This window comes from Paraburkholderia kirstenboschensis, from assembly GCF_032806925.1.
Lineage (GTDB): Bacteria > Pseudomonadota > Gammaproteobacteria > Burkholderiales > Burkholderiaceae > Paraburkholderia > Paraburkholderia kirstenboschensis.
In genome coordinates, this window is sequence record NZ_CP136513.1 from 2,460,636 (window position 1) to 2,482,242 (window position 21,607).

Genomic DNA, 21,607 nt, shown 5'->3' on the forward strand with positions numbered 1-21,607 from the left:
CCGTTGACACGACGCCCCCACCCTTTTCTTGTTTTTTACCGGCCTCGGCGGGCCGGTTGCAGTTGCGCGCGGACCTCTTAGTGCAGGCCCGCGATGTAATCGGCCACAGCTTTGATTTCGCTGTCCGACAGACGCGATGCGACAACATGCATCGCCTCGTTGTTGTTGCGCGCTCCGGGGCCCTGCGTGAACGCGTTCAGCTGCGCCACCGTGTATTCAGCCCATTGGCCCGACAAGCGCGGATATTGCGACGGAATGCCTTGACCCGTGGGTCCGTGGCAACTCGCACAGGCCGGCACGCCCTTGTCCGCAATGCCGCCTCGATAAATCTTCTGCCCGAGCGGCACCGTGTCCTTGTTGTGCGCATAGCCGGCCTTCGGAGCCTGCGCCGCAAAATAAGCAGCGACGTTGACCATATCCTGGTCGGACAGCGCGGCCGCCATAGCCGTCATGATCGCATTGTTGCGCGCGGGCTGCTTGGCGCCGGGCTGCGGCTTGAAATCCTTGAGTTGCTTGACGAGATAGTCGGGATGCTGACCCGCCAGCTTTGGGTATGCGCCGCCGGCACTGTTGCCGTCTGCGCCGTGACATGACGCGCAAACCTGCACTGCGATTGCCTGCCCCCGATTGACGTCCGGCTTTGCCGGATCTGCTGCTCGTGCCTGAATTGCCAAACCTGAAAGACCTGCTGCTACATGAAAAACCATCAGAGCCTTGCACAGTCGATTCATTCGCACACCCTGTCTCGTCTTGTGGGATTTTAGAGGTTTTGCACAATACGACGGCGACCCGAGTGACCGCCAGGAGCCGCCGAGGCACGCGGGCTGGCCCCCTCAGGTTTTCAGTAAACCATCGTATTGTACAATAACTCGCTAATCGCTAAGACGCCAGTCGGGCTTGACCCGTCCCCACTCCGGGTTCCCCGGCGTCTCGAAATCCGGCCTGATCATGTCCTTCCTGCTCCACCAATCCCGCTTTTTCACGACCGTCAATCACCTTCGTGATCTGCCGGCCACCGCTCAGCCCGAGATTGCTTTTGCCGGGCGCTCGAATGCAGGCAAGTCGACAGCCATCAATATCCTGTGCAATCAGAAGCGGCTTGCATTCGCGAGTAAGACGCCGGGGCGCACCCAGCACATCAATTACTTCTCCGTCGGCAAGGCGGACGAGCCCACGGCCCATCTCGTCGATCTGCCTGGCTACGGCTATGCGGAAGTGCCTGGCGCAGCCAAGGCTCATTGGGAAGCGCTGCTTTCCACCTACCTGCAATCGCGTTCGCAATTACGCGGCATGATCCTCATGATGGACTCGCGCCGGCCGCTGACCGATCTGGATCGGCGAATGATCGAGTGGTTCGCTCCTACCGGCAAGCCGATCCACACGCTGCTCACCAAATGCGACAAATTGACGCGCCAGGAAAGCGTAAATGCGTTGCGGGCGACACAGAAGGGTTTTGCCGAATATCGTGCGGCGGGTTACCGGGGCGAACTGACGGCGCAACTCTTCTCGGCGCTCAAGCGGGTAGGTATCGACGAAGCGCACGAACTGATTGAAAGCTGGCTGATCCCCGAAATGAAGGGCGAAACGGACGCTGCGCAGTAACCGCGCGGCGCGTTTTCCTGGAGCGTGCACGCGCTCTTTCTGCCGCCCATAAAAAAACCCGCCGCTTTAACGGCGGGTCAAACAGCCTAATCGAAAAACGACAGGCACCCGCTCAGGGAGGAGAAGCGGGGAGGTCAGCGCCAAGCGCCTTGCTCGATCAGTATGATATACCATTGTCTTGAAAAGTTTCCGTGAGTGGGCACCGGCTCCCGAGCGCCACTCGCGTCACTGCCCCACGTCAAGACATCCACGATCTTCAATTCCATGAGCTTCTACCCGCACTTCCGTCCTCGCCGCATGCGCCGCGACGACTTCTCGCGCCGCCTGATGCGCGAGAACATTCTCACCACCAACGATCTGATTTACCCCGTCTTTGTTGTCGAAGGCACCAACGTGCGGCAAGCCGTGCCGTCGATGCCTGGCGTCGAGCGGGTTTCGGTCGACTTGCTGATGAAGGTCGCCGAACAATGCGTCGAGCTTGGCGTGCCGGTGCTGTCGTTGTTTCCTGCGATCGAGCCGTCGCTGAAAACGCCCGATGGCCGTGAAGCCACCAACGCCGCGGGTTTGATCCCGCGGGCGGTGCGCGAGTTGAAAAAGCACTTCCCCGATCTGGGCGTGCTCACCGACGTCGCGCTGGATCCGTACACGAGCCACGGCCAGGACGGCGTGCTCGACGAAAACGGCTACGTGATCAACGATGAAACCGTCGATATCCTGATCGAACAGGCACGCGCGCAGGCTGAAGCCGGCGTCGATATCGTCGCGCCCTCGGACATGATGGACGGCCGGATCGGCGCCATCCGCGAAATGCTGGAAAGCGAGGACCACGTCCACACACGCATCATGGCTTATGCGGCCAAGTTCGCGTCCGCGTTCTACGGCCCGTTCCGCGATGCCGTCGGCTCCGCGACGAACCTCGGCAAGAGCAACAAGATGACGTACCAGATGGACCCCGCCAACTCCAACGAGGCCTTGCGCGAGGTGCAAGCGGACATTAACGAAGGCGCGGATATGGTGATGGTCAAGCCGGGCATGCCGTACCTGGATATCGTGCGCCGCGTGAAGGACGAGTTCCAGTTCCCGACCTACGTCTATCAGGTCAGCGGCGAATACGCGATGCTGAAGGCAGCGGCTCAGAACGGCTGGCTGGATCACGACAAGGCGATGATGGAATCGCTGCTCGCCTTCAAGCGCGCGGGCGCGGACGGCATTCTGACCTATTTCGCGCTGGATGCAGCGCGGATTCTTCGCTCGCAGAAGTAGTTCGCGCCCCGCTTGGCGGCAACGAGTTCGTCTGGCTGGGCCGCGGGATTCATGTGTGAGGTCAGCAGGGCGCAGAAAGTAAAACGGAGGCGGACTTTCGGTCACGCCTCCGTTTTTTATGCACTCGCGCTTGAGTCCGCTCGTTCATGCGGTCATTGCAATCACGCCTGAGGTCGGCTCGCCCGTTCGAGCGTGCGCAGAAATTTGTCGGCGGACTCATACCCGACAACGCGCAGTACCTCCTTGCCGCCGCGGTCGAAGAAGATAATTCCCGGCGGGCCGAAAAGGCCGAAGCGCTTCAGCAGCGCCTGATCGTCGGTATTGTTGGCCGTCACGTCGGCGCGCAGCAGGTTCATCTCCTTCAATTTCGCCTGGACGCGCGGGTCGCTGAAGGTGAACTTCTCCATCTCTTTGCAACTGACGCACCAGTCGGCATAAAAATCGAGCATGGCCGGCTGCGCGGCAGCTTTGACGGCCTGGTCCAGTCCGACGGACGAGCGCACCGGCTGAAACGCCAGATCGCCCTGCGACGCATTCTGGGGCGAGCCAGCCGCACGATCCGGCACCGGCGCGCCGCCGCGCGTTGCCAGCACCGCCAACGGACGCAATGGATCTGACGACCCCGCCGCAAGTCCGACAAGCAGCACCGCCGCCCAAACGGCCAAGGCGGCGCCGATACCGCGGCCAAGCCGGCGCCATATCGACGCTTGCGCCAAAGGCGCCGAAAAGAGGCCCAGCGATGCCGCGGCGATCAAGAGCCAGAGCGCGCTCAGGAGCATGGCTGCCGTTGCTCCAAGCACCGGCCAGACGATCCAGAGCGCCGCTGCGAGCAGCACGACACCGAACAGCACCTTGACGCCGTCCATCCACGCGCCGGCGCGCGGCAGCAAGGTTCCGGCGCCAAATCCGATGATAAGCAACGGCACCCCAAGCCCAAGTCCCATGGAGAACAGCGCGGCGCCACCGAGCACGGCATTCCCCGTGTGCGCGATGAAGGCGAGTACCGCGAAAAGGGGCGCGGTCATGCAGGCACCCACGACCAGCGCAGACAGCGCGCCCATCGCAGCAACGGCCGCAAACTTGCCGCCCGAGCGTCGCGCCGACGCATGTGAGACGCCATCCTGCCAGCGCTGCGGCAATGCAATATCAAAACCCGCGATCAGCGTGAGCGCAAAAGCGGTCAGTAATACGCCGAACGCACCCAATACCCATGGGTTTTGCAACCACGCGCCCAGACTTTGCCCAACAAGCGCGGCGGCGATTCCGAGCGCGGTGTAGACGAGCGCCATGCCGATTACATAGGCGAGAGATAGCGCCAAGCCCCTCGCGCGCGTGACCCGTGCGCCCTCGCCGATGATGATTGCCGAAAGAATGGGAATCATCGGGTATGAGCACGGCAGCAGGCTCAGCACCATGCCCGCGACAAAGTAAAGTCCGATGATCGTGACGAAACCGCCGCCCTGCAGCAACGATTGCGCGTAGTCGGCGTTGGTGGCCCGCTCGTACCACGGCGTATCGCTCGGACCAGATTGCTGCGCAGCTGCGCTGCCCGCCGGTTGCAGCGCGGCGCCGCTTACATGGTAGACGCGCTCCGTCGGCGGATAGCAGATGCCGGCGTCCGCACAGCCTTGAGATGTCACGGCCAGATCGAACCCTCCTGCCGCCTGCTTGACCGGAATGCGGATCGTCAGCTCGTTGCGATAGGTCTCGACGTTCTTGTTGAACGTCTGGTCGAATTTGATATGGCCCGCCGGCAACTGCGGCTCGCCGATTGTCGCGCTTCCACTGCGAGTCGCGAACGCGAAACGCTCGCGGTACATGTAGTAGCCGTCAGCAATTTTGTACGTGACGTCGACTTCGCCCGGCTTTTCTGCCGCGCTGAACTTGAACGCTACCGCCGGATCGAGGAAATCGTCTGCCGCACGGGCGAGGGTGCAGAACTGCCCGAAGATCAGGCTGGCAAGGAGAAGGAATGCGGCACGAAGCGCATGGCGCGCGCGTCCGTCGAGACAGTTAAACATGTAGAGGGCGTTGGGTTTCTGCAAGGATCCACTGACCATAGGCGGCCGAGGCCATGCCTTGCCACGACAGAACTTCCGGCGTGTCGTACGGATGATGCGTCTGTATGTACTGCTCAAGCTCAAGTGCGCGCGCGGCGCTCGTCTTGAACAGCAACTGGATTTCTTGTGCCGTTTCGACGCGACCCTGCCAGTGGTAGTGCGATTGCACGGCGCCGAGCTGCGTTACGCAGGCGCACAGCCGGGCGGCGAGCGCGTCTGCGGCGAGCTTGTCGGCAACGGCCGTGTCGGGCACCGTCGTCAGAATCAAGGTAACACTCACGCTCACAGAAAGCTCCAGCAAGGCACGGTTCGGGTGCCAATATCGTATCACCTAGCCTTGAAGTGCCGCAGGCAGCTCAGGTCCGCACATGCGGCATTTGGTCACCGCTGATTGACTGGCGCCGTCGTTGCACTTGGATCCCCGAAGCGGAAACTGGGCTGGTGGCAGCTTGGGGGCATTCATACGCGGCTGCGGCCGCTTAGTCACGCGTGCTCAGGCCCGCCATTGCCCTTTTCGATTGCCTTTTCTTGCGAAGCGCCGCTTCACGGCAACATTTGCCTCGCCCAAAAGACAAAACCCCACGCTCCGAGAAACGTGGGGTTCGTCAGCATTCTGTAGCCAAGCTTGATGCCTGGCTTTTTAGTGCTTTGAAGCTTACTCGGCTTCTTGCACTTCAACTTCTTCAACTTCCGGACGGTCGAGCAATTCGACCAGAGCCATCGGTGCATTGTCGCCGACGCGGAAGCCGAACTTCAGCACGCGCAGGTAGCCGCCCGGACGGGTAGCATAGCGCGGGCCGAGGACTTCAAACAGCTTCGTGACCGAGTCACGATCGCGCAGGCGGTTGAATGCCAGACGACGATTTGCCAGCGACGGCTTCTTGCCAAGCGTGATCAGCGGCTCGACAACTTTACGGAGTTCTTTCGCCTTCGGCAGCGTGGTCTTGATGACTTCGTGCTCGATCAGCGAGTTGGACATATTACGGAGCATTGCCAGACGGTGGCTGCTCGTGCGGTTCAGTTTCCGCAGACCATGACGGTGACGCATGTTGATTCCTTCGATTCAGAGTTTTGGTCCAGCTCTTCTATCGCGCTCGATCTACTACGAATAGCGAGTGCACGGGCCGGTAGCGAAAAAGGCAAGACACGGATTTTAAAGGAAAATCCGCGTCTTTGCCAGTGCAGCGACGGGTTCTATCCCGAGACGAAGCGCCGACTTACTTGTCCAGCCCGGCGGGCGGCCAATTTTCGAGCTTCATGCCGAGCGTCAAACCACGCGACGCCAGGACTTCCTTGATTTCGTTCAGCGACTTGCGGCCCAGGTTCGGCGTTTTGAGCAACTCGTTTTCCGTGCGCTGGATCAGATCGCCGATGTAGTAGATGTTCTCGGCCTTCAGGCAGTTCGCGGAACGAACCGTCAATTCGAGATCATCGACCGGACGCAGCAGGATCGGATCGATCTGCGGCGCGCGCGACGGCGCTTCAGCCGTTGCTTCGGTGCCTTCCAGTGCAGCGAACACCGACAGTTGATCAACCAGAATGCGAGCCGATTGACGGATCGCTTCTTCCGGCGAGATCACACCGTTCGTTTCGATGTTCATCACAAGCTTGTCGAGGTCGGTACGCTGTTCGACGCGAGCGCTTTCAACGGCGTAGCTCACGCGGCGAACCGGCGAGAACGACGCGTCCAGCACGATACGGCCGATGATCTTGGCCGACTCTTCGCCGTAACGACGCACATTGCCCGGCACGTAACCGCGGCCCTTCTCGACCTTGATCTGGACGTCGAGCTTACCGCCCTTCGACAGATGCGCGATCACGTGATCAGGGTTGATGACTTCGCAATCGTGCGCGAGTTCGATGTCGCCAGCAGTAACAACGCCTTCGCCTTCCTTGCGCAGCGTAACCGTCACTTCGTCACGGTTATGCAGCTTGAACACCACGCCCTTCAGGTTCAGCAACAGGTTGACCACGTCCTCTTGCACACCGTCGAGCGTCGAATACTCATGTACGACGCCTGCGATCGTCACTTCGGTCGGCGCGTAGCCGATCATCGACGACAACAGCACGCGCCGGAGCGCGTTACCCAAGGTGTGGCCGTAACCGCGTTCAAACGGTTCCATGACCACTTTCGCGTGGCTTTCGCCCAGCGATTCAACTGCGATGATCTTGGGTTTCAACAAACTGGTTTGCATAGGTTTTCCTTTTCAATACCCTCGGCTCGTTACACCGATAAGGCTGACCGGTAACAACCTGAAAATAAACAGCCGAGACTCCCCCTTGCGCAACGCAATCGGGTGCCCCGGCCGTTAATCCGATTACCGCGAATACAATTCGACGATCAGGCTTTCGTTGATATCGCCAGCGATGTCGCTGCGTTCCGGCTTCGACTTGAACGTGCCTTCGAACTTCTTCGAATCGACAGCGACCCAGCTGGGCATGCCGCCCTGCTCAGCCAGCGACAGCGCTTCGAGAATACGCGCTTGTTTCTTCGATTGTTCGCGCACTGCGACGACGTCGCCTGCCTTCACTTGCATCGACGGAATGTTCGACACGACGCCGTTCACCGTGATCGCCTTGTGGCTCACGAGCTGACGCGCTTCAGCGCGCGTGGAGCCGAAGCCCATGCGATACACGACGTTATCCAGACGCGATTCGAGCAATTGCAGCAGGTTTTCACCCGTGTTGCCCTTCAGACGGTCTGCTTCAGCGAAGTAACGGCGGAATTGGCGCTCGAGGACACCGTAAATGCGCTTCACTTTTTGCTTTTCGCGCAACTGCGTGCCGTAGTCGGACGTACGTGCACCCGAGGTGCGGCCGTGCTGGCCAGGCTTGCTGTCAAGCTTGCACTTGTCAGCGAGCGAACGACGGGCGCTCTTCAGGAACAGGTCAGTGCCTTCACGGCGGGACAGCTTGGCCTTAGGGCCGATATAACGTGCCACGTTGATTCCTTCGTTGATTGATCACGCGAATGCAGGCACTCGCGCTAGTCCGAACCCTTTGGGTCGAACAGTGGGCTTAGTCAATTCAATAGCGCAAGCAGCCTGTTCCGCCGGTTACTAGACCCGGCGCCAACAGGCGCTAGCGAAAACAGCGTCTTAGATACGACGACGCTTCGGCGGACGGCAGCCGTTGTGCGGGACCGGAGTTACGTCGGAGATCGCGGTGATCTTGATGCCAAGACCATGCAACGCGCGCACCGCCGACTCACGGCCAGGACCGGGGCCCTTGATCCGCACTTCGAGGTTCTTCACGCCGTATTCCATCGCCACGCGGCCAGCCGATTCGGCTGCCACCTGGGCTGCAAACGGGGTCGATTTACGCGAACCCTTGAAGCCCTGACCGCCCGACGTTGCCCAAGCAAGTGCATTGCCTTGACGATCGGTGATCGTGATGATGGTGTTGTTGAACGACGCGTGAACGTGAACCACGCCCTCGGCGACGTTCTTCTTGACCTTCTTGCGAACGCGTTGCGCCGCGGAGTTGTTCGAAGCCTTAGCCATTACGTTTTCCTGTAACTGTCAGTTCCGCTTACTTCTTCAGCGATTGCGCTGCACGACGCGGACCCTTGCGCGTACGGGCATTCGTACGCGTACGTTGGCCGCGCAGGGGCAAGCCCTTACGATGCCGCACGCCACGGTAGCAGCCGAGATCCATCAGGCGCTTAATGTTCATCGTCGTTTCACGGCGCAGATCGCCTTCAACGATGAACTTGCCGACTTCTTCACGCAGCTTTTCGAGGTCTGCGTCGTTCAGGTCTTTGACCTTCTTCGAAAATGCCACACCAGCAGCGACGCAAATGTCGCGCGAGCGCGTGCGGCCTACACCGTAAATTGCCGTCAGGCCGATTTCGGTATGCTGGTGATTCGGGATGTTAACCCCTGCGATACGAGCCATTGTTTTTCCTCAAACAAAAAGCGCAGCAAAAAGCGCGGCGTTCAGCCTTGACGCTGTTTGTGGCGCGGATCAGAGCTGCAAATCACGCGCACAACGCCTTTGCGCTTGATGATCTTGCAATTGCGGCAAATGCGCTTAACCGATGCCATCACTTTCATGATATTACCCTTTTTTCAAATCACTTCGCCCGGAACACGATCCGCGCACGCGACAGATCGTAAGGCGTCAATTCAACCGTCACCTTGTCGCCCGGCAGGATTCGGATGTAGTGCATCCGCATCTTGCCGGATATGTGTCCCAATACGACATGGCCGTTTTCCAGCTTCACCCTGAAGGTAGCGTTAGGCAGGTTTTCGATGACTTCACCCTGCATCTGGATAACATCGTCTTTGGCCATAAGTCCTTTCAACGCATCGGGACGCCGCCGCCTTTGAAATTAGCTTTCTTCAGCAGCGATTCATACTGTTGCGACATAACGTACGACTGCACCTGCGCCATGAAATCCATTGTGACGACGACAATGATCAGCAGCGACGTTCCACCAAAATAAAACGGCACGTTCCAGCGCAGCACCAAGAACTCGGGCAGCAGACAAACAAACACGATGTAGATCGCACCGGCCAGCGTCAGACGCGTCAAGATGCGGTCGATATATCGCGCCGTTTGATCGCCCGGGCGGATGCCAGGAACGAATGCGCCACTCTTCTTCAGGTTGTCGGCCGTTTCCCTGCTGTTGAACACGAGTGCGGTGTAGAAAAAGCAAAAGAAAACGATCGCCAACGCGTACAGCAACACGTACACGGGTTGGCCGGGCTTGAGGGCTTCGGCCACATTGTGCAGCGTGTCTGCGAACCAGCCGGAACGCGACCCCGAACTAAACCAGTTCAGGATGGTTGCCGGGAAGAGAATGATCGACGATGCAAAGATCGGCGGAATCACGCCCGACATGTTCAACTTCAACGGCAAATGCGAGGATTGACCGCCGTAAATCTTGTTACCGACTTGCCGCTTTGCGTAATTCACAAGGATCTTGCGCTGGCCGCGTTCGATGAACACCACCAGATACGTTACAGCAGCAATCAGCGCGACGACGATAATCGCCGAGATGATGCTCATCGAGCCGGTTCGCACCAGTTCGAAAAGACCGCCGATTGCATTCGGGAAACCCGCTGCAATACCGCCGAAAATGATGATCGAGATACCGTTGCCGAGTCCGCGCTCCGTGATCTGCTCACCAAGCCACATCAGGAACATCGTGCCCGTTACCAGCGTCACGACCGTCGTCAGCCGAAACACCATTCCCGGATCAATCACCAGAGCCGGCTGATTTTCCAATGCCACGGCGATGCCGAATGCCTGGAACGTCGCCAGCAAGACCGTGAAGATACGCGTGTACTGCGTGATCTTCCGCTGCCCCGCCTGCCCTTCCTTTTTCAGCGCTTCCAGCTGCGGCGAAACAATTGCCAGCAACTGCATGATGATCGACGCCGAGATATACGGCATGATCCCGAGCGCGAAAATCGTGAACCGCGAAAGTGCGCCACCCGAGAACATGTTGAACATGCCAAGGATGCCGCCCGACTGGCTCTGGAACAACTTCGCCAGTTGGTCCGGGTCGATACCCGGCACCGGAATGTGCGCGCCGATACGGTAGACAATCAGCGCCAGCAGCAGAAACACTGCCCGCCGACGCAGATCACCGAACTTCGCCGCGCTGCGACCGGGTTTTGCGAGACTCGGGCTGTTAGCCAAGTACCTTCTCCGATGCAAATGCTAGTGACGGCAAATAACTTGCGCGTTACTCGGCAAAGGAGCCGCCGGCTGCTTCAATAGCAGCGCGCGCACCCTTCGTCGCACCCAGACCCTTCACAACGATCTTGCGCTTGAGCTCGCCCGTCGCGATGATCTTGGCGCTCTTGATCAGCTCGCCAACCAGACCGGCTTGCTTCAGAGCCAACAGATCGACTTCGTCGACCGGCAGCTTTTCCAGATCGGAGAGACGCACTTCACCAACGAATTCCTTCGTCAGCGAGGTGAAGCCACGCTTCGGCAGGCGACGTTGCAACGGCATTTGACCGCCTTCGAAGCCAACCTTGTGAAAGCCGCCCGAACGCGACTTCTGACCCTTGTGACCACGGCCGGCGGTCTTGCCGAGGCCGGAGCCGATGCCGCGACCAACGCGACGCTTTGCGTGCTTCGCGCCTTCAGCCGGCTTCAGGTTATTCAATTCCATTATCAACTCCTTGAGTCCCGGTCAGCCGCTTAGCTGATGACCTTAACGAGGTACGAAACCTTGTTGATCATGCCGCGTACGGCCGGCGTGTCCTGCAACTCGCTAACCGAGTTGAGTCGGCGCAGACCGAGGCCACGCACCGTTGCACGGTGCGTTTCGCGGGTGCCGATCAGGCTCTTGACGAGCTGGACCTTGACAGTTTTATCAGACATGGTGTCCACCTTAGCCCAGAATATCTTCGACGGACTTGCCGCGCTTCGCCGCGATGTCACCCGGCGTGGACTGCTTGCGCAGACCGTCGAGCGTTGCACGAACGAGGTTATACGGGTTCGTCGAACCGTGGCTCTTGGCCACAACGTTCTGCACGCCCATCACGTCGAACACTGCGCGCATCGGACCGCCAGCGATCACACCGGTACCGTCCTTCGCCGGAGCGAGGAGGACCATCGATGCGCCGTGCTTGCCGTGCACTTCGTGTTGCAGAGTACCGTTCTTCAGCGGCACCTTGAACATGTTGCGGCGGGCTTGTTCCATCGCCTTCTGAACAGCGACAGGCACTTCCTTCGCCTTGCCCTTGCCCATACCGACGCGGCCATCACCGTCGCCGACCACGGTCAGTGCGGCGAAACCGAGAATACGGCCACCCTTCACAACCTTGGTCACGCGGTTGACCGAAATCATCTTTTCGCGCAGGCCGTCGTCGCGTTCGTCAGCCTGAACTTTCGCTTGCATCTTTGCCATGACGAATTCTTCCCTTAGAACTTGAGTCCGGCTTCGCGCGCCGCATCAGCCAGCGCTTTCACGCGGCCGTGGTAACGGAAACCCGAACGGTCGAAGGCGACGGATTCGATGCCGGCAGCCTTAGCCTTTTCTGCGATGCGCTTACCGATCAGCGTAGCAGCAGCGACATTGCCGCCCTTGCCCGTTTGATCAGCCAGTTGCGCACGCACTTCGGCCTCGAGCGTCGACGCGCTGGCGAGCACCTTGGTGCCGCACGGCGAGAACACTTGCGCATAGATGTGCGTGTTCGTGCGATGCACGGCGAGACGCGCGACCTGCAGCTCAGCGATCTTGATACGCGTCTGACGAGCGCGGCGCAGGCGAGATTGAGTCTTATCCATGATTGCGCACCCTTACTTCTTCTTCGTTTCTTTGAGGATCACGACCTCGTTGGCGTAGCGCACACCCTTGCCCTTATAGGGCTCCGGCGGACGATAGCCGCGCACTTCTGCAGCGACCTGGCCAACTTTCTGCTTGTCGATCCCCTTGATCACGATTTCGGTTTGCGACGGGGTTTCAGCCTTCACGCCTTCCGGCATCTGGTGCACCACGGGGTGCGAGAAACCCAGCGACAGGTTCAGCTTGTCGCCTTGCGCCTGTGCGCGGTAACCGACGCCAACCAGCGTCAGCTTGCGCTCGAAACCCTTCGTCACGCCGTTCACCATGTTCGCCACCAGTGCGCGCATCGTGCCCGACATCGCATTCGCTTCGCGGCTTTCGTCAACCGGCTCGATCTTCAGAATGCCGTTGTCGTTCACCACTTTCACGAGGCGGTTAGCCGCCTGCGTAATGGTACCCAGCGGGCCCTTGACGGTAATGCGATCGTCGCTCAGGGCCACTTCTGCGCCTTGCAGCGCGATCGGGCTTTTACCTACTCGAGACATGTTTCTCTCCTTTCGGCCTTAAGCGACGTAGCAGATGACTTCGCCGCCAACGCCCGTTGCACGCGCCTTGCGGTCCGTCATCACGCCCTTCGGCGTCGACACGATTGCCACGCCGAGGCCATTCATGACCACGGGGATGTCGTTACGGCCGCGGTACACACGCAGACCAGGCTTTGAGACGCGTTCAATGCGCTCAATCACCGGACGGCCAGCGTAGTACTTCAACACGATATTCAATTCAGACTTCGCACCTTCGGACTTCACTGCGAAATCATCGATATAGCCTTCGTCCTTAAGGACCTGCGCGATCGCAACCTTGACTTTCGACGAGGGCATAGTCACCGAGACTTTCTCAACCATCTGCGCGTTGCGGATGCGAGTCAGCATATCGGCGATAGGATCACTCATGCTCATTTACGTTTCTCCTATTACCAGCTCGCCTTGGTCAGGCCAGGGATCTCGCCGCGGAACGCGATTTCGCGAATCTTGTTACGCGCCAGCCCGAATTTACGGAACGTACCGCGCGGACGACCAGTAATCGCGCAACGATTGCGCTTACGGGTCGGGTTAGAGTTGCGCGGCAGTTGTTGCAGTTCCAGACGTGCTGCGTAATGCTCTTCGTCCGACTTGCTCATATCGCCAATGATCGCCTTCAACTCTGCACGCTTGGGCGCGTACTTAGCAGCGAGGCGAGCACGCTTCTTTTCACGTTCGATCAGTGCCAGTTTAGCCACGGTAACCTCAGTTTCTGAACGGGAACTTGAAGCTGGCGAGCAGAGCCTTTGCTTCGTCGTCGGTCTTCGCAGTCGTCGTGATGCTGATGTTCAGCCCACGCAGTGCGTCGATCTTGTCGTAGTCGATTTCGGGGAAAATGATCTGCTCTTTCACACCGATGTTGTAGTTGCCGCGACCGTCGAACGCACGACCTGACACGCCACGGAAGTCGCGCACACGGGGGAGCGCAACCGTCACGAAACGATCCAGAAATTCGTACATTGCTTGACCACGCAGCGTGACCATTGCACCGATCGGGTAGCCCTGACGGATCTTGAAGCCAGCGATTGCCTTGCGTGCCTTCGTGATCACCGGCTTCTGGCCTGCGATCTTCGTTAGGTCGCCAACGGCGTTTTCGATGATCTTCTTGTCAGCAACCGCTTCGCCAAGGCCCATGTTCAGGGTGATCTTGGTGATGCGCGGCACTTCCATCACGGACTTGTAACCCAACTTTTCGATGAGGCCGGGTACAACCTTTTCTTTGTAAAACTCTTGCAAACGAGCCATTTTTTTACTCCGCAGCGTCAGGCGCTCAGCTCGGCACCAGTCGTCTTAAGGAAACGGACTTTCTTGTCTCCTTCGACCTTGATGCCTACACGCGACGCCTTGCCATTCGCGTCGACCAATGCGACGTTCGAAATTTGCAGCGGCATCGTCTTGGCTTCCACACCACCCGTCGTACCCTTCATCGGGTTCGGCTTGACGTGTTTCTTGACGAGGTTGATACCCTCGACAATGACCTTGCCTTCGCCAACGGACAGCACGACGCCGCGCTTGCCTTTATCTTTGCCGGTGATGACGATAACTTCGTCACCTTTGCGAATCTTGTTCATCGCGACTCCTTACAGCACTTCAGGTGCCAACGAAACGATCTTCATAAATCGTTCGCTGCGCAACTCGCGCGTGACAGGCCCGAAAATACGGGTGCCAATAGGTTCGAGCTTGGCATTCAACAACACTGCGGCGTTGCCATCGAACTTGATCAGCGAGCCGTCCTGACGGCGCACGCCCTTGGCGGTGCGAACCACCACGGCGTTATAAATTTCGCCTTTCTTCACGCGCCCGCGCGGCGTTGCTTCTTTGACGGTCACCTTGATGATGTCGCCAATGCTGGCATAACGACGCTTCGAGCCGCCGAGCACCTTGATGCACATGACTTCACGCGCACCCGTGTTGTCGGCCACTTCAAGCCGAGTTTCGGTCTGGATCATGGTTTATCTTTCCCAACTTAATCCGGTCACACCACCATGGCGTACCCGGTCAGTCTTGGTCCCGTCAGCCAATCGGCTGCTTGGGTTAGAACAGCAGCGACGGCAAACGAAACCCGCCATCGCAATCCGGTGAATCCTTCGGGACAGACTGGCGCCTGAACCGCTTCCCCCACCAACTTCGCCCGCGACGGGGCTCCCATAAAGAGGGAAGACCGAAATTATAACAAATAATCTCGGTCTTGCAAGCGAAATCTACTGCGATTTCAACAACTTCTACTACTTAGCGGCGTCAGATGACGCGAGCAGCCTCGACCAGGCGGGCCACAACCCAAGCCTTCGTCTTCGAAATCGGACGAGTTTCGTGAATTTCAACGAGGTCACCCTCGTTGTACGTGTTCGCGTCGTCGTGCGCGTGGTACTTCTTCGAGCGCACAACGTACTTGCCGTAGATCGGGTGCTTCACGCGGTGCTCAACCAGCACGGTGACCGTCTTGTCCATCTTGTTGCTGACGACCTTGCCGACCAGCGTCCGCTTGAGCGAGGTTTTTACGCTATCGTTCATTTCTGGTTCGCCTTCTCAGTCAGGACGGTCCGCACACGTGCGATGTCGCGACGAACCTTCTTCAGCTGGCTCGTGTTCGTGAGCTGCTGGGTCGCGAGTTGCATGCGCAGGCCGAATTGCGCCTTCAGCAGGTCCGACAGCTCCTTGTTGAGCGCGGCCTGGTCTTTCTGGTGAAGTTCGGAAGCCTTCATCATTTGCTCCTTAGGCGCCGAGCTGACGCACGATGAAGGTCGTCTTGAGCGGCAGCTTAGCTGCAGCCAGACGGAACGCTTCGCGTGCCAGCTCTTCGGTTACGCCGTCCATTTCGTACAGCATCTTGCCCGGTTGAATCTCTGCGACGTAGTACTCAGGGTTACCTTTACCGTTACCCATACGTACTTCAGCCGGCTTGTGCGAGATCGGCTTGTCCGGGAAGATGCGGATCCAGATGCGGCCACCACGCTTGATGTGACGCGTCATTGCACGACGTGCCGCTTCAATCTGGCGCGCGGTCAGGCGACCACGACCGATAGCCTTCAGGCCGAACTCACCGAACGACACCGCGTTACCGCGGGTAGCGACACCGGTGTTACGACCTTTCTGCTCTTTGCGATACTTTCTGCGTTTCGGTTGCAGCATCGTTATTCTCCAGTCTTCCCGTCGCCGCCGGCACCGCCAGCACGACGAGGAGCGCCACGGCGTGCACCTGCCGGGCCACCACCTTCACCATCGCGACGCGGACGGCGATCGCCACCCGGACGTGCGTTGCGGCGCGGACGCTTTTCTTCGGCGACTTCTTCAACCACCGGTGCGTCGTTGCGGCCGAGTGTATCGCCCTTGTAGACCCACACCTTCACGCCGATGATGCCGTACGTCGTCTTCGCTTCCGAAGTTGCGTAGTCGATATCTGCACGCAGCGTATGAAGCGGAACGCGACCTTCGCGATACCATTCCGTACGGGCGATTTCGATACCGTTCAGACGGCCAGCGCTCATGATCTTGATGCCTTGAGCACCCAGACGCATTGCGTTTTGCATCGCACGCTTCATCGCGCGGCGGAACATGATCCGGCGCTCGAGCTGTTGCGTGATCGAGTCGGCGATGAGTTGCGCATCGGTTTCCGGCTTGCGGATTTCTTCAATGTTGACGTGGACCGGAACGCCCATGCGGCGTTGCAGTTCCGACTTCAGCAGTTCGATATCCTCGCCCTTCTTACCGATGACCACACCCGGACGCGAGCTATAAATCGTGATTCGCGCGTTTTTCGCCGGACGCTCGATAACGACGCGACCAACCGAAGCGTTCTTCAGCTTCTTCTTCAGGTATTCACGAACACCGATGTCTTCCTGCAACATCGCCGCGAAATTGTTGTTGTTCGCGTACCAACGCGACGCCCAATTGCGGCTGACGGCCAAACGGAAGCCAGTCGGATGAATTTTCTGTCCCATCGTATGACCCCTTAATTCCCGACCGTCACAGTGATGTGACAGGATTGCTTCTCGATGCGGTTACCGCGGCCTTTAGCGCGCGCAGTAAAACGCTTGAGCGACGCAGCCTTGTCGATGTAGATGCTCGTGATCTTGAGCTCATCGATATCGGCGCCTTCGTTATGCTCCGCATTCGCGATCGCCGACAGCACGACCTTTTTCACGATTCCCGCAGCCTTCTTCGGCGAGAACGTCAGAACGTTCAGCGCCTTGTCGACCGGCAAACCGCGGATCTGGTCAGCCACAAGGCGCGTTTTCTGCGCCGAGATGCGGGCACCGCGATGAATTGCTTTCACTTCCATCTTGAGCCCCTTATTTCTTAGCCTTCTTGTCGGCTGCGTGACCCTTGAACGTACGGGTCAGTGCGAACTCGCCAAGCTTGTGGCCGACCATGTTTTCCGAGATGTACACCGGAACGTGTTGACGGCCGTTATGAACGGCGATCGTCAGACCGATGAAATCCGGGAGGATCGTCGAGCGACGCGACCAGGTTTTGATCGGCTTCTTATCCCGCGAAGCTGCTGCCGCCTCAACTTTCTTCAGCAAATGGGCGTCGCAGAACGGACCTTTTTTTACAGAACGTGCCATTGCCTACTCCTTAACGCTTGTGACGGCGCTGGACGATCATGCTCGTCGTGCGCTTGTTGCTGCGGGTGCGATAACCCTTAGCAGGCGTGCCCCACGGGCTCACCGGATCGCGACCTGCAGCCGTCTTGCCTTCACCACCACCGTGCGGGTGATCGACCGGGTTCATTGCAACGCCGCGCACCGTCGGGCGGATACCGCGCCAGCGGTTTGCGCCAGCCTTACCGATTTGACGGAGGCTATGCTCTTCGTTGCCAACTTCACCGATCGTCGCGCGGCACTCAACGTGAACGCGGCGGATTTCACCTGAGCGCAGGCGGACCTGTGCGTAGATGCCTTCACGAGCCAGCAACATCGCCGACGTACCAGCCGAACGCGCCATTTGCGCACCCTTGCCCGGCAGCATTTCGATGCAGTGAATCGTCGTACCGACCGGAATGTTGCGGATCGGCAGCGTGTTGCCTGCGCGGATCGGCGCTTCAGAACCGGACATCAGCTGCTGGCCGACGGTAAGACCCTTCGGAGCGATGATGTAACGGCGCTCGCCGTCTGCATACAGAACCAGCGCGATGTTCGCGCTACGGTTCGGATCGTATTCGAGACGTTCGACCTTCGCTGGGATACCGTCCTTGTTGCGACGGAAATCGACGACACGGTAGTGATGCTTGTGACCACCACCCTTGTGACGCGTGGTGATGTGGCCGTTGTTGTTGCGGCCGGCGGTCGAGGATTGCGAGTCGAGCAGCGGTGCGAACGGCTTGCCCTTGTACAGATCCTTGTTGACCACCTTGACCATCGCGCGGCGACCCGGCGAAGTCGGCTTAACTTTAACGATTGCCATGATTACTTGGCCTCCGCTTCAAAGTTGATTTCCTGGCCGGGCTTCAGGCAGACATACGCCTTCTTCACGTCTTTGCGCTTGCCCATGAAGCGGCCAAAGCGCTTGGCTTTGCCCTTCGAGACCAGCACGTTGACGGAATTGACCTCCACCTTGAACAGCAGCTCGACTGCAGCTTTCACTTCCTGCTTCGTGGCATCGGGCGCGACTTCGAACACGACTTGCTCGTTCTTGTCGGCCACCAGCGTCGCCTTTTCGGAGATCACCGGCGCGAGCAGGACCTGCATCAAACGATGATCGTTTTTGCGAATCTCGCTCATGACAGCAACTCCTCGATCTGGGCGACCGCAGCCTTCGTGATCAGGATCTTCTTGAAGTAGATCAGCGACAGCGGGTCGGCGTAACGCGGCTCGACAACCGCCACATGGGCGAGGTTGCGCGACGCGAGGTACAGGTTTTCGTCAACCGTGTCGGTAATCACCAGCACGGAGTCGAGACCCATCGCCTTGAATTTTTCGGCCAGCAGCTTGGTCTTCGGCGCTTCGAGCGTCAGCTCGTCGACAACCGAGATACGGCCTTCGCGGGCCAGCTGCGAGAAGATCGAGCAGAGACCTGCGCGATGCATCTTCTTGTTGACCTTGTGCGAAAAGTTTTCTTCCGGCGAATTCGGGAAGATCCGGCCACCGCCGCGCCACAACGGGCTCGACGACATACCGGCACGGGCGCGGCCCGTACCCTTCTGGCGCCACGGCTTCTTGGTCGTGTGCTTGACTTGCTCACGATCCTTCTGCGCGCGGTTGCCGCTGCGGGCATTCGCTTGATACGCAACCACCACCTGGTGAATCAGGGCTTCGTTGTAATCGCGGCCGAACACGACGTCCGACGCGCTAACGCCTGCACCTTCCTGACCATTGGCATTCAGGAGCTTAAGTTCCATTATCTCGCTCCTTTCACGGCACGCGTCTTCACGGCCGGCGTAACGAATACCTTGCCACCCTTCGCACCCGGAACGGCGCCCTTGACCAGCAACAGCTTGCGGTCAGCGTCGATACGAGCGATTTCGAGGTTTTGCACCGTTACCGTGTCGTCACCCATGTGACCGGTCATGCGCTTACCCGGGAAAACACGACCCGGATCCTGCGCCATGCCGATCGAACCCGGCACGTTGTGCGAGCGCGAGTTACCGTGCGATGCACGGCCGGATGCGAAGTTGTAACGCTTGATGGTACCGGCGTAGCCCTTACCGATCGACACGCCTTGCACGTCGACCTTCTGGCCCACTTCGAACAGGTCAGGACCAACCACGGTGCCGTTGGACAACTCGGCAGCCTTAGCGGCGTCGATCTGGAATTCTTTGAGGATTTCACCGGCTTGAACACCGGCTTTGGCGAGATGACCGGCCAACGGCTTCGTCACACGCGATGCACGGCGCGTACCGAATGCAACCTGCACGGCCGTGTAGCCGTCGGTTTCAACAGTCTTGATCTGCGTCACGCGGTTGTCGGACACGTCCAGCACGGTAACGGGAATCGAATCCCCTTCTGCCGTGAAGATACGGGTCATGCCAACCTTGCGACCTACGAGTCCAAGGCTCATCGTTTTCTCCATTCCCGACTGCGATTGGTCGGGGCTAATTTACAAAATGCCGGTGCCGTTTCGGGCATGAATCCATGCTGCAGCACACCGACTTTTTTGCGCAAATGCGCGAAAAGCCTTGCATTATAGCGAGGCTTTTCGTTTTCTGCAAGCAATCAATGACTTAGCGTTGCCTGTTACGCCGGGCAACGCTTGGAGGCCTTATTGCAGCTTGATTTCGACGTCCACGCCAGCCGGCAAGTCCAGCTTCATCAGTGCGTCGACGGTCTTGTCCGTCGGATCGACGATGTCCATCAGGCGCTGGTGCGTGCGGATTTCGAGCTGATCACGCGACGTCTTGTTGACGTGCGGCGAACGCAGGATGTCGAAGCGTTGAATGCGGGTCGGCAGGGGCACCGGACCACGAACGATTGCGCCAGTCCGCTTTGCCGTGTCGACGATTTCAGCAGCCGATTGGTCGATCAAGCGATAGTCGAAAGCCTTCAGGCGAATGCGGATTTTCTGGTTCTGCATGACAATTCCTTGGAAAAGAGCGAGGCGGTATTGCGCCGCCAGATAGCAAAAGAACGTAGAGCCGGGCGCCCACTCAGAGCTGGCGCCCGGCTCCGGGCACCACGTACTTCAAAGTCAATCCGCGATTTTACTCGAGAATCTTGGCAACGACACCTGCGCCGACGGTACGGCCGCCTTCGCGGATAGCGAAACGCAGACCTTCTTCCATCGCGATCGGGTTGATCAGCTTCACCGTGATCGACACGTTGTCGCCCGGCATGACCATTTCCTTGTCCTTCGGCAACTCGATCGAGCCCGTCACGTCCGTCGTACGGAAGTAGAACTGCGGACGATAGTTGTTGAAGAACGGCGTGTGACGGCCGCCTTCGTCCTTGCTCAGCACGTACACCTCAGCCGTGAAGTGCGTGTGCGGGTTGATCGAACCCGGCTTGGCCAGCACCTGGCCACGCTCCACGTCTTCGCGCTTCGTGCCGCGCAGCAGGATACCGACGTTGTCGCCCGCCTGACCCTGGTCGAGCAGCTTGCGGAACATTTCCACGCCCGTGCACGTCGTCTTCACCGTCGGCTTGATACCGACGATTTCGATTTCCTCGCCCACCTTCACGACGCCACGCTCCACGCGACCCGTCACCACCGTGCCGCGACCCGAGATCGAGAACACGTCTTCCACCGGCATCAGGAACGCGCCGTCCACTGCGCGCTCCGGCGTCGGGATGTACGTGTCCAGCGCGTCGGCCAGATTCATGATCGCCACTTCGCCCAGCTCGCCCTTGTCGCCCTCGAGCGCCAGCTTGGCCGAACCCTTGATGATCGGCGTGTCGTCGCCCGGGAAGTCGTACTTCGACAGAAGCTCGCGCACTTCCATCTCGACCAGCTCCAGCAACTCAGCGTCGTCCACCATGTCGCACTTGTTCAGGAACACGATGATGTACGGCACACCGACCTGACGCGCCAGCAGGATGTGCTCACGCGTTTGCGGCATCGGGCCGTCAGCGGCCGAGCACACCAGGATCGCGCCGTCCATCTGCGCGGCGCCCGTGATCATGTTCTTCACATAGTCAGCGTGGCCCGGGCAGTCAACGTGTGCGTAGTGGCGGTTAGCCGTTTCGTACTCGACGTGCGCCGTGTTGATCGTGATACCACGTGCCTTTTCTTCCGGCGCCGCGTCGATCTGGTCGTATGCCTTCGCTTCGCCGCCGAACTTCTGCGTCAGAACCGTCGTGATCGCTGCCGTCAGCGTGGTCTTGCCGTGGTCAACGTGACCGATCGTGCCGACGTTCACGTGCGGCTTGGTCCGTTCGAATTTACCTTTAGCCATGTTTCTCTTCTTTCAAAAAGTTAAT

35 protein-coding genes are annotated in these 21,607 nt (G+C 59.1%); 2 read left to right on the top strand and 33 right to left on the bottom strand.

The genetic code is table 11. From position 1 onward, the window contains the following. Nucleotides 1-77: 77 nt before the first annotated feature. Nucleotides 78-731, bottom strand: a complete 654-nt coding sequence (locus RW095_RS33685; RefSeq protein ID WP_317020194.1) for a c-type cytochrome — start codon at nucleotides 729-731, stop codon at nucleotides 78-80. A gap of 217 nt (nucleotides 732-948) precedes the next feature. Here RW095_RS33685 and yihA point away from each other — a divergent pair, with 217 nt between their 5' ends. Then, the gene (yihA, locus tag RW095_RS33690; protein WP_317020195.1) at nucleotides 949-1,602 is read left to right on the top strand and encodes a ribosome biogenesis GTP-binding protein YihA/YsxC; all 654 of its coding nucleotides are present in this window, start codon (nucleotides 949-951) and stop codon (nucleotides 1,600-1,602) included. Nucleotides 1,603-1,866: 264 nt separating this feature from the next. Then, on the top strand, nucleotides 1,867-2,865 hold the full coding sequence (gene hemB / locus RW095_RS33695) for a porphobilinogen synthase (protein WP_128595939.1): 999 nt from the start codon (nucleotides 1,867-1,869) through the stop codon (nucleotides 2,863-2,865). A 161-nt stretch (nucleotides 2,866-3,026) separates the two neighbouring features. Here hemB and dsbD read toward each other — a convergent pair whose 3' ends face one another. The 32 genes from dsbD to tuf all read right to left on the bottom strand — a co-directional run bounded on the left by dsbD (nucleotide 3,027) and on the right by tuf (nucleotide 21,582). Next, nucleotides 3,027-4,886 carry a protein-disulfide reductase DsbD gene (dsbD, locus tag RW095_RS33700; RefSeq protein ID WP_317020196.1) on the bottom strand — a complete coding sequence of 620 codons (1,860 nt, stop codon included), beginning with the start codon at nucleotides 4,884-4,886 and terminating at the stop codon, nucleotides 3,027-3,029. Further along, a complete protein-coding gene (cutA, locus tag RW095_RS33705; RefSeq protein ID WP_394365164.1) occupies nucleotides 4,879-5,211 on the bottom strand; it encodes a divalent-cation tolerance protein CutA in 333 nt (110 codons plus the stop codon). The genes dsbD and cutA overlap by 8 nt, the downstream gene beginning before the upstream one ends. A 369-nt stretch (nucleotides 5,212-5,580) precedes the next feature. Beyond that, on the bottom strand, nucleotides 5,581-5,973 hold the full coding sequence (gene rplQ / locus RW095_RS33710; protein ID WP_006052227.1) for a 50S ribosomal protein L17: 393 nt from the start codon (nucleotides 5,971-5,973) through the stop codon (nucleotides 5,581-5,583). 169 nt (nucleotides 5,974-6,142) lie between these two features. Then, on the bottom strand, nucleotides 6,143-7,120 hold the full coding sequence (locus RW095_RS33715) for a DNA-directed RNA polymerase subunit alpha (protein ID WP_006052226.1): 978 nt from the start codon (nucleotides 7,118-7,120) through the stop codon (nucleotides 6,143-6,145). A gap of 123 nt (nucleotides 7,121-7,243) precedes the next feature. Further along, the gene (rpsD, locus tag RW095_RS33720) at nucleotides 7,244-7,867 is read right to left on the bottom strand and encodes a 30S ribosomal protein S4 (RefSeq protein ID WP_020070587.1); all 624 of its coding nucleotides are present in this window, start codon (nucleotides 7,865-7,867) and stop codon (nucleotides 7,244-7,246) included. A 156-nt stretch (nucleotides 7,868-8,023) separates the two neighbouring features. Further along, nucleotides 8,024-8,428 carry a 30S ribosomal protein S11 gene (gene rpsK, locus RW095_RS33725; protein WP_006052224.1) on the bottom strand — a complete coding sequence of 135 codons (405 nt, stop codon included), beginning with the start codon at nucleotides 8,426-8,428 and terminating at the stop codon, nucleotides 8,024-8,026. Between the two features lie 28 nt (nucleotides 8,429-8,456). Next, complete coding sequence (rpsM, locus tag RW095_RS33730) at nucleotides 8,457-8,822, bottom strand: 30S ribosomal protein S13 (protein WP_012434566.1); 366 nt, start codon at nucleotides 8,820-8,822, stop codon at nucleotides 8,457-8,459. A 41-nt stretch (nucleotides 8,823-8,863) separates the two neighbouring features. Further along, nucleotides 8,864-8,980, bottom strand: coding sequence for a 50S ribosomal protein L36 (gene rpmJ, locus RW095_RS33735; protein ID WP_004199844.1), 117 nt, complete (start codon nucleotides 8,978-8,980; stop codon nucleotides 8,864-8,866). 20 nt (nucleotides 8,981-9,000) lie between these two features. Continuing rightward, complete coding sequence (gene infA / locus RW095_RS33740; RefSeq protein ID WP_004521905.1) at nucleotides 9,001-9,219, bottom strand: translation initiation factor IF-1; 219 nt, start codon at nucleotides 9,217-9,219, stop codon at nucleotides 9,001-9,003. Between the two features lie 8 nt (nucleotides 9,220-9,227). Next, entirely contained in the window at nucleotides 9,228-10,574 is a 1,347-nt protein-coding gene (gene secY, locus RW095_RS33745) for a preprotein translocase subunit SecY (RefSeq protein ID WP_128584688.1), read from the bottom strand. Between the two features lie 46 nt (nucleotides 10,575-10,620). Beyond that, nucleotides 10,621-11,055 carry a 50S ribosomal protein L15 gene (rplO, locus tag RW095_RS33750; protein ID WP_013340733.1) on the bottom strand — a complete coding sequence of 145 codons (435 nt, stop codon included), beginning with the start codon at nucleotides 11,053-11,055 and terminating at the stop codon, nucleotides 10,621-10,623. 29 nt (nucleotides 11,056-11,084) lie between these two features. Continuing rightward, entirely contained in the window at nucleotides 11,085-11,267 is a 183-nt protein-coding gene (gene rpmD / locus RW095_RS33755) for a 50S ribosomal protein L30 (protein WP_007180126.1), read from the bottom strand. 10 nt (nucleotides 11,268-11,277) lie between these two features. Next, on the bottom strand, nucleotides 11,278-11,796 hold the full coding sequence (gene rpsE, locus RW095_RS33760) for a 30S ribosomal protein S5 (RefSeq protein WP_006052219.1): 519 nt from the start codon (nucleotides 11,794-11,796) through the stop codon (nucleotides 11,278-11,280). Between the two features lie 14 nt (nucleotides 11,797-11,810). Then, a complete protein-coding gene (gene rplR / locus RW095_RS33765; protein WP_006052218.1) occupies nucleotides 11,811-12,176 on the bottom strand; it encodes a 50S ribosomal protein L18 in 366 nt (121 codons plus the stop codon). Between the two features lie 12 nt (nucleotides 12,177-12,188). Continuing rightward, nucleotides 12,189-12,719 carry a 50S ribosomal protein L6 gene (rplF, locus tag RW095_RS33770; protein ID WP_006052217.1) on the bottom strand — a complete coding sequence of 177 codons (531 nt, stop codon included), beginning with the start codon at nucleotides 12,717-12,719 and terminating at the stop codon, nucleotides 12,189-12,191. Nucleotides 12,720-12,737: 18 nt separating this feature from the next. Further along, entirely contained in the window at nucleotides 12,738-13,133 is a 396-nt protein-coding gene (gene rpsH / locus RW095_RS33775) for a 30S ribosomal protein S8 (RefSeq protein ID WP_006052216.1), read from the bottom strand. A 14-nt stretch (nucleotides 13,134-13,147) separates the two neighbouring features. Next, nucleotides 13,148-13,453, bottom strand: coding sequence for a 30S ribosomal protein S14 (gene rpsN / locus RW095_RS33780; RefSeq protein WP_006052215.1), 306 nt, complete (start codon nucleotides 13,451-13,453; stop codon nucleotides 13,148-13,150). A 7-nt stretch (nucleotides 13,454-13,460) separates the two neighbouring features. After that, entirely contained in the window at nucleotides 13,461-14,000 is a 540-nt protein-coding gene (rplE, locus tag RW095_RS33785) for a 50S ribosomal protein L5 (protein WP_317020197.1), read from the bottom strand. 17 nt (nucleotides 14,001-14,017) lie between these two features. Beyond that, nucleotides 14,018-14,326 carry a 50S ribosomal protein L24 gene (gene rplX / locus RW095_RS33790; RefSeq protein ID WP_006052213.1) on the bottom strand — a complete coding sequence of 103 codons (309 nt, stop codon included), beginning with the start codon at nucleotides 14,324-14,326 and terminating at the stop codon, nucleotides 14,018-14,020. Nucleotides 14,327-14,335: 9 nt separating this feature from the next. Continuing rightward, nucleotides 14,336-14,704, bottom strand: a complete 369-nt coding sequence (gene rplN, locus RW095_RS33795) for a 50S ribosomal protein L14 (RefSeq protein WP_006052212.1) — start codon at nucleotides 14,702-14,704, stop codon at nucleotides 14,336-14,338. Nucleotides 14,705-14,993: 289 nt separating this feature from the next. Further along, nucleotides 14,994-15,266 (bottom strand): 30S ribosomal protein S17, encoded by a 273-nt coding sequence (gene rpsQ, locus RW095_RS33800; protein WP_317020198.1) that lies wholly within the window; start codon nucleotides 15,264-15,266, stop codon nucleotides 14,994-14,996. Beyond that, on the bottom strand, nucleotides 15,263-15,457 hold the full coding sequence (gene rpmC / locus RW095_RS33805; RefSeq protein WP_007180130.1) for a 50S ribosomal protein L29: 195 nt from the start codon (nucleotides 15,455-15,457) through the stop codon (nucleotides 15,263-15,265). Before rpmC ends, rpsQ begins: the two co-directional genes overlap by 4 nt. A gap of 10 nt (nucleotides 15,458-15,467) precedes the next feature. Next, entirely contained in the window at nucleotides 15,468-15,884 is a 417-nt protein-coding gene (gene rplP / locus RW095_RS33810; protein WP_013340739.1) for a 50S ribosomal protein L16, read from the bottom strand. A gap of 2 nt (nucleotides 15,885-15,886) precedes the next feature. Continuing rightward, entirely contained in the window at nucleotides 15,887-16,693 is an 807-nt protein-coding gene (gene rpsC, locus RW095_RS33815; protein ID WP_020070582.1) for a 30S ribosomal protein S3, read from the bottom strand. An 11-nt stretch (nucleotides 16,694-16,704) separates the two neighbouring features. Continuing rightward, a complete protein-coding gene (rplV, locus tag RW095_RS33820; protein ID WP_011490054.1) occupies nucleotides 16,705-17,034 on the bottom strand; it encodes a 50S ribosomal protein L22 in 330 nt (109 codons plus the stop codon). A gap of 10 nt (nucleotides 17,035-17,044) precedes the next feature. Continuing rightward, on the bottom strand, nucleotides 17,045-17,320 hold the full coding sequence (gene rpsS, locus RW095_RS33825; RefSeq protein WP_004199273.1) for a 30S ribosomal protein S19: 276 nt from the start codon (nucleotides 17,318-17,320) through the stop codon (nucleotides 17,045-17,047). Between the two features lie 10 nt (nucleotides 17,321-17,330). Then, entirely contained in the window at nucleotides 17,331-18,158 is an 828-nt protein-coding gene (gene rplB, locus RW095_RS33830) for a 50S ribosomal protein L2 (RefSeq protein WP_317020199.1), read from the bottom strand. Between the two features lie 2 nt (nucleotides 18,159-18,160). Further along, nucleotides 18,161-18,475 (bottom strand): 50S ribosomal protein L23, encoded by a 315-nt coding sequence (rplW, locus tag RW095_RS33835; protein WP_007180135.1) that lies wholly within the window; start codon nucleotides 18,473-18,475, stop codon nucleotides 18,161-18,163. Then, nucleotides 18,472-19,092, bottom strand: coding sequence for a 50S ribosomal protein L4 (rplD, locus tag RW095_RS33840; RefSeq protein ID WP_007180136.1), 621 nt, complete (start codon nucleotides 19,090-19,092; stop codon nucleotides 18,472-18,474). The genes rplW and rplD overlap by 4 nt, the downstream gene beginning before the upstream one ends. Next, entirely contained in the window at nucleotides 19,092-19,751 is a 660-nt protein-coding gene (gene rplC / locus RW095_RS33845; RefSeq protein ID WP_317020200.1) for a 50S ribosomal protein L3, read from the bottom strand. The genes rplD and rplC overlap by 1 nt, the downstream gene beginning before the upstream one ends. A gap of 201 nt (nucleotides 19,752-19,952) precedes the next feature. Continuing rightward, nucleotides 19,953-20,264, bottom strand: a complete 312-nt coding sequence (gene rpsJ / locus RW095_RS33850; RefSeq protein WP_006998489.1) for a 30S ribosomal protein S10 — start codon at nucleotides 20,262-20,264, stop codon at nucleotides 19,953-19,955. Between the two features lie 127 nt (nucleotides 20,265-20,391). Next, entirely contained in the window at nucleotides 20,392-21,582 is a 1,191-nt protein-coding gene (gene tuf / locus RW095_RS33855; RefSeq protein ID WP_012434572.1) for an elongation factor Tu, read from the bottom strand. Between the last annotated feature and the right edge of the window lie 25 nt (nucleotides 21,583-21,607).

Bases quoted from the DNA above. Each gene is read 5' to 3' on its own strand.
- RW095_RS33685 (WP_317020194.1), bottom strand. From the start codon at position 731: ATGAATCGACTGTGCAAGGCTCTGATGGTTTTTCATGTAGCAGCAGGT.
- yihA (WP_317020195.1), top strand. From the start codon at position 949: ATGTCCTTCCTGCTCCACCAATCCCGCTTTTTCACGACCGTCAATCAC.
- hemB (WP_128595939.1), top strand. From the start codon at position 1,867: ATGAGCTTCTACCCGCACTTCCGTCCTCGCCGCATGCGCCGCGACGAC.
- dsbD (WP_317020196.1), bottom strand. From the start codon at position 4,886: ATGTTTAACTGTCTCGACGGACGCGCGCGCCATGCGCTTCGTGCCGCA.
- rplQ (WP_006052227.1), bottom strand. From the start codon at position 5,973: ATGCGTCACCGTCATGGTCTGCGGAAACTGAACCGCACGAGCAGCCAC.
- RW095_RS33715 (WP_006052226.1), bottom strand. From the start codon at position 7,120: ATGCAAACCAGTTTGTTGAAACCCAAGATCATCGCAGTTGAATCGCTG.
- rpsK (WP_006052224.1), bottom strand. From the start codon at position 8,428: ATGGCTAAGGCTTCGAACAACTCCGCGGCGCAACGCGTTCGCAAGAAG.
- rpsM (WP_012434566.1), bottom strand. From the start codon at position 8,822: ATGGCTCGTATCGCAGGGGTTAACATCCCGAATCACCAGCATACCGAA.
- rpmJ (WP_004199844.1), bottom strand. From the start codon at position 8,980: ATGAAAGTGATGGCATCGGTTAAGCGCATTTGCCGCAATTGCAAGATC.
- infA (WP_004521905.1), bottom strand. From the start codon at position 9,219: ATGGCCAAAGACGATGTTATCCAGATGCAGGGTGAAGTCATCGAAAAC.
- rplO (WP_013340733.1), bottom strand. From the start codon at position 11,055: ATGGAATTGAATAACCTGAAGCCGGCTGAAGGCGCGAAGCACGCAAAG.
- rpmD (WP_007180126.1), bottom strand. From the start codon at position 11,267: ATGTCTGATAAAACTGTCAAGGTCCAGCTCGTCAAGAGCCTGATCGGC.
- rpsE (WP_006052219.1), bottom strand. From the start codon at position 11,796: ATGGCAAAGATGCAAGCGAAAGTTCAGGCTGACGAACGCGACGACGGC.
- rplR (WP_006052218.1), bottom strand. From the start codon at position 12,176: ATGGATAAGACTCAATCTCGCCTGCGCCGCGCTCGTCAGACGCGTATC.
- rplF (WP_006052217.1), bottom strand. From the start codon at position 12,719: ATGTCTCGAGTAGGTAAAAGCCCGATCGCGCTGCAAGGCGCAGAAGTG.
- rpsH (WP_006052216.1), bottom strand. From the start codon at position 13,133: ATGAGCATGAGTGATCCTATCGCCGATATGCTGACTCGCATCCGCAAC.
- rplE (WP_317020197.1), bottom strand. From the start codon at position 14,000: ATGGCTCGTTTGCAAGAGTTTTACAAAGAAAAGGTTGTACCCGGCCTC.
- rplX (WP_006052213.1), bottom strand. From the start codon at position 14,326: ATGAACAAGATTCGCAAAGGTGACGAAGTTATCGTCATCACCGGCAAA.
- rplN (WP_006052212.1), bottom strand. From the start codon at position 14,704: ATGATCCAGACCGAAACTCGGCTTGAAGTGGCCGACAACACGGGTGCG.
- rpsQ (WP_317020198.1), bottom strand. From the start codon at position 15,266: ATGAACGATAGCGTAAAAACCTCGCTCAAGCGGACGCTGGTCGGCAAG.
- rpmC (WP_007180130.1), bottom strand. From the start codon at position 15,457: ATGAAGGCTTCCGAACTTCACCAGAAAGACCAGGCCGCGCTCAACAAG.
- rplP (WP_013340739.1), bottom strand. From the start codon at position 15,884: ATGCTGCAACCGAAACGCAGAAAGTATCGCAAAGAGCAGAAAGGTCGT.
- rpsC (WP_020070582.1), bottom strand. From the start codon at position 16,693: ATGGGACAGAAAATTCATCCGACTGGCTTCCGTTTGGCCGTCAGCCGC.
- rplV (WP_011490054.1), bottom strand. From the start codon at position 17,034: ATGGAAGTGAAAGCAATTCATCGCGGTGCCCGCATCTCGGCGCAGAAA.
- rpsS (WP_004199273.1), bottom strand. From the start codon at position 17,320: ATGGCACGTTCTGTAAAAAAAGGTCCGTTCTGCGACGCCCATTTGCTG.
- rplB (WP_317020199.1), bottom strand. From the start codon at position 18,158: ATGGCAATCGTTAAAGTTAAGCCGACTTCGCCGGGTCGCCGCGCGATG.
- rplW (WP_007180135.1), bottom strand. From the start codon at position 18,475: ATGAGCGAGATTCGCAAAAACGATCATCGTTTGATGCAGGTCCTGCTC.
- rplD (WP_007180136.1), bottom strand. From the start codon at position 19,092: ATGGAACTTAAGCTCCTGAATGCCAATGGTCAGGAAGGTGCAGGCGTT.
- rplC (WP_317020200.1), bottom strand. From the start codon at position 19,751: ATGAGCCTTGGACTCGTAGGTCGCAAGGTTGGCATGACCCGTATCTTC.
- rpsJ (WP_006998489.1), bottom strand. From the start codon at position 20,264: ATGCAGAACCAGAAAATCCGCATTCGCCTGAAGGCTTTCGACTATCGC.
- tuf (WP_012434572.1), bottom strand. From the start codon at position 21,582: ATGGCTAAAGGTAAATTCGAACGGACCAAGCCGCACGTGAACGTCGGC.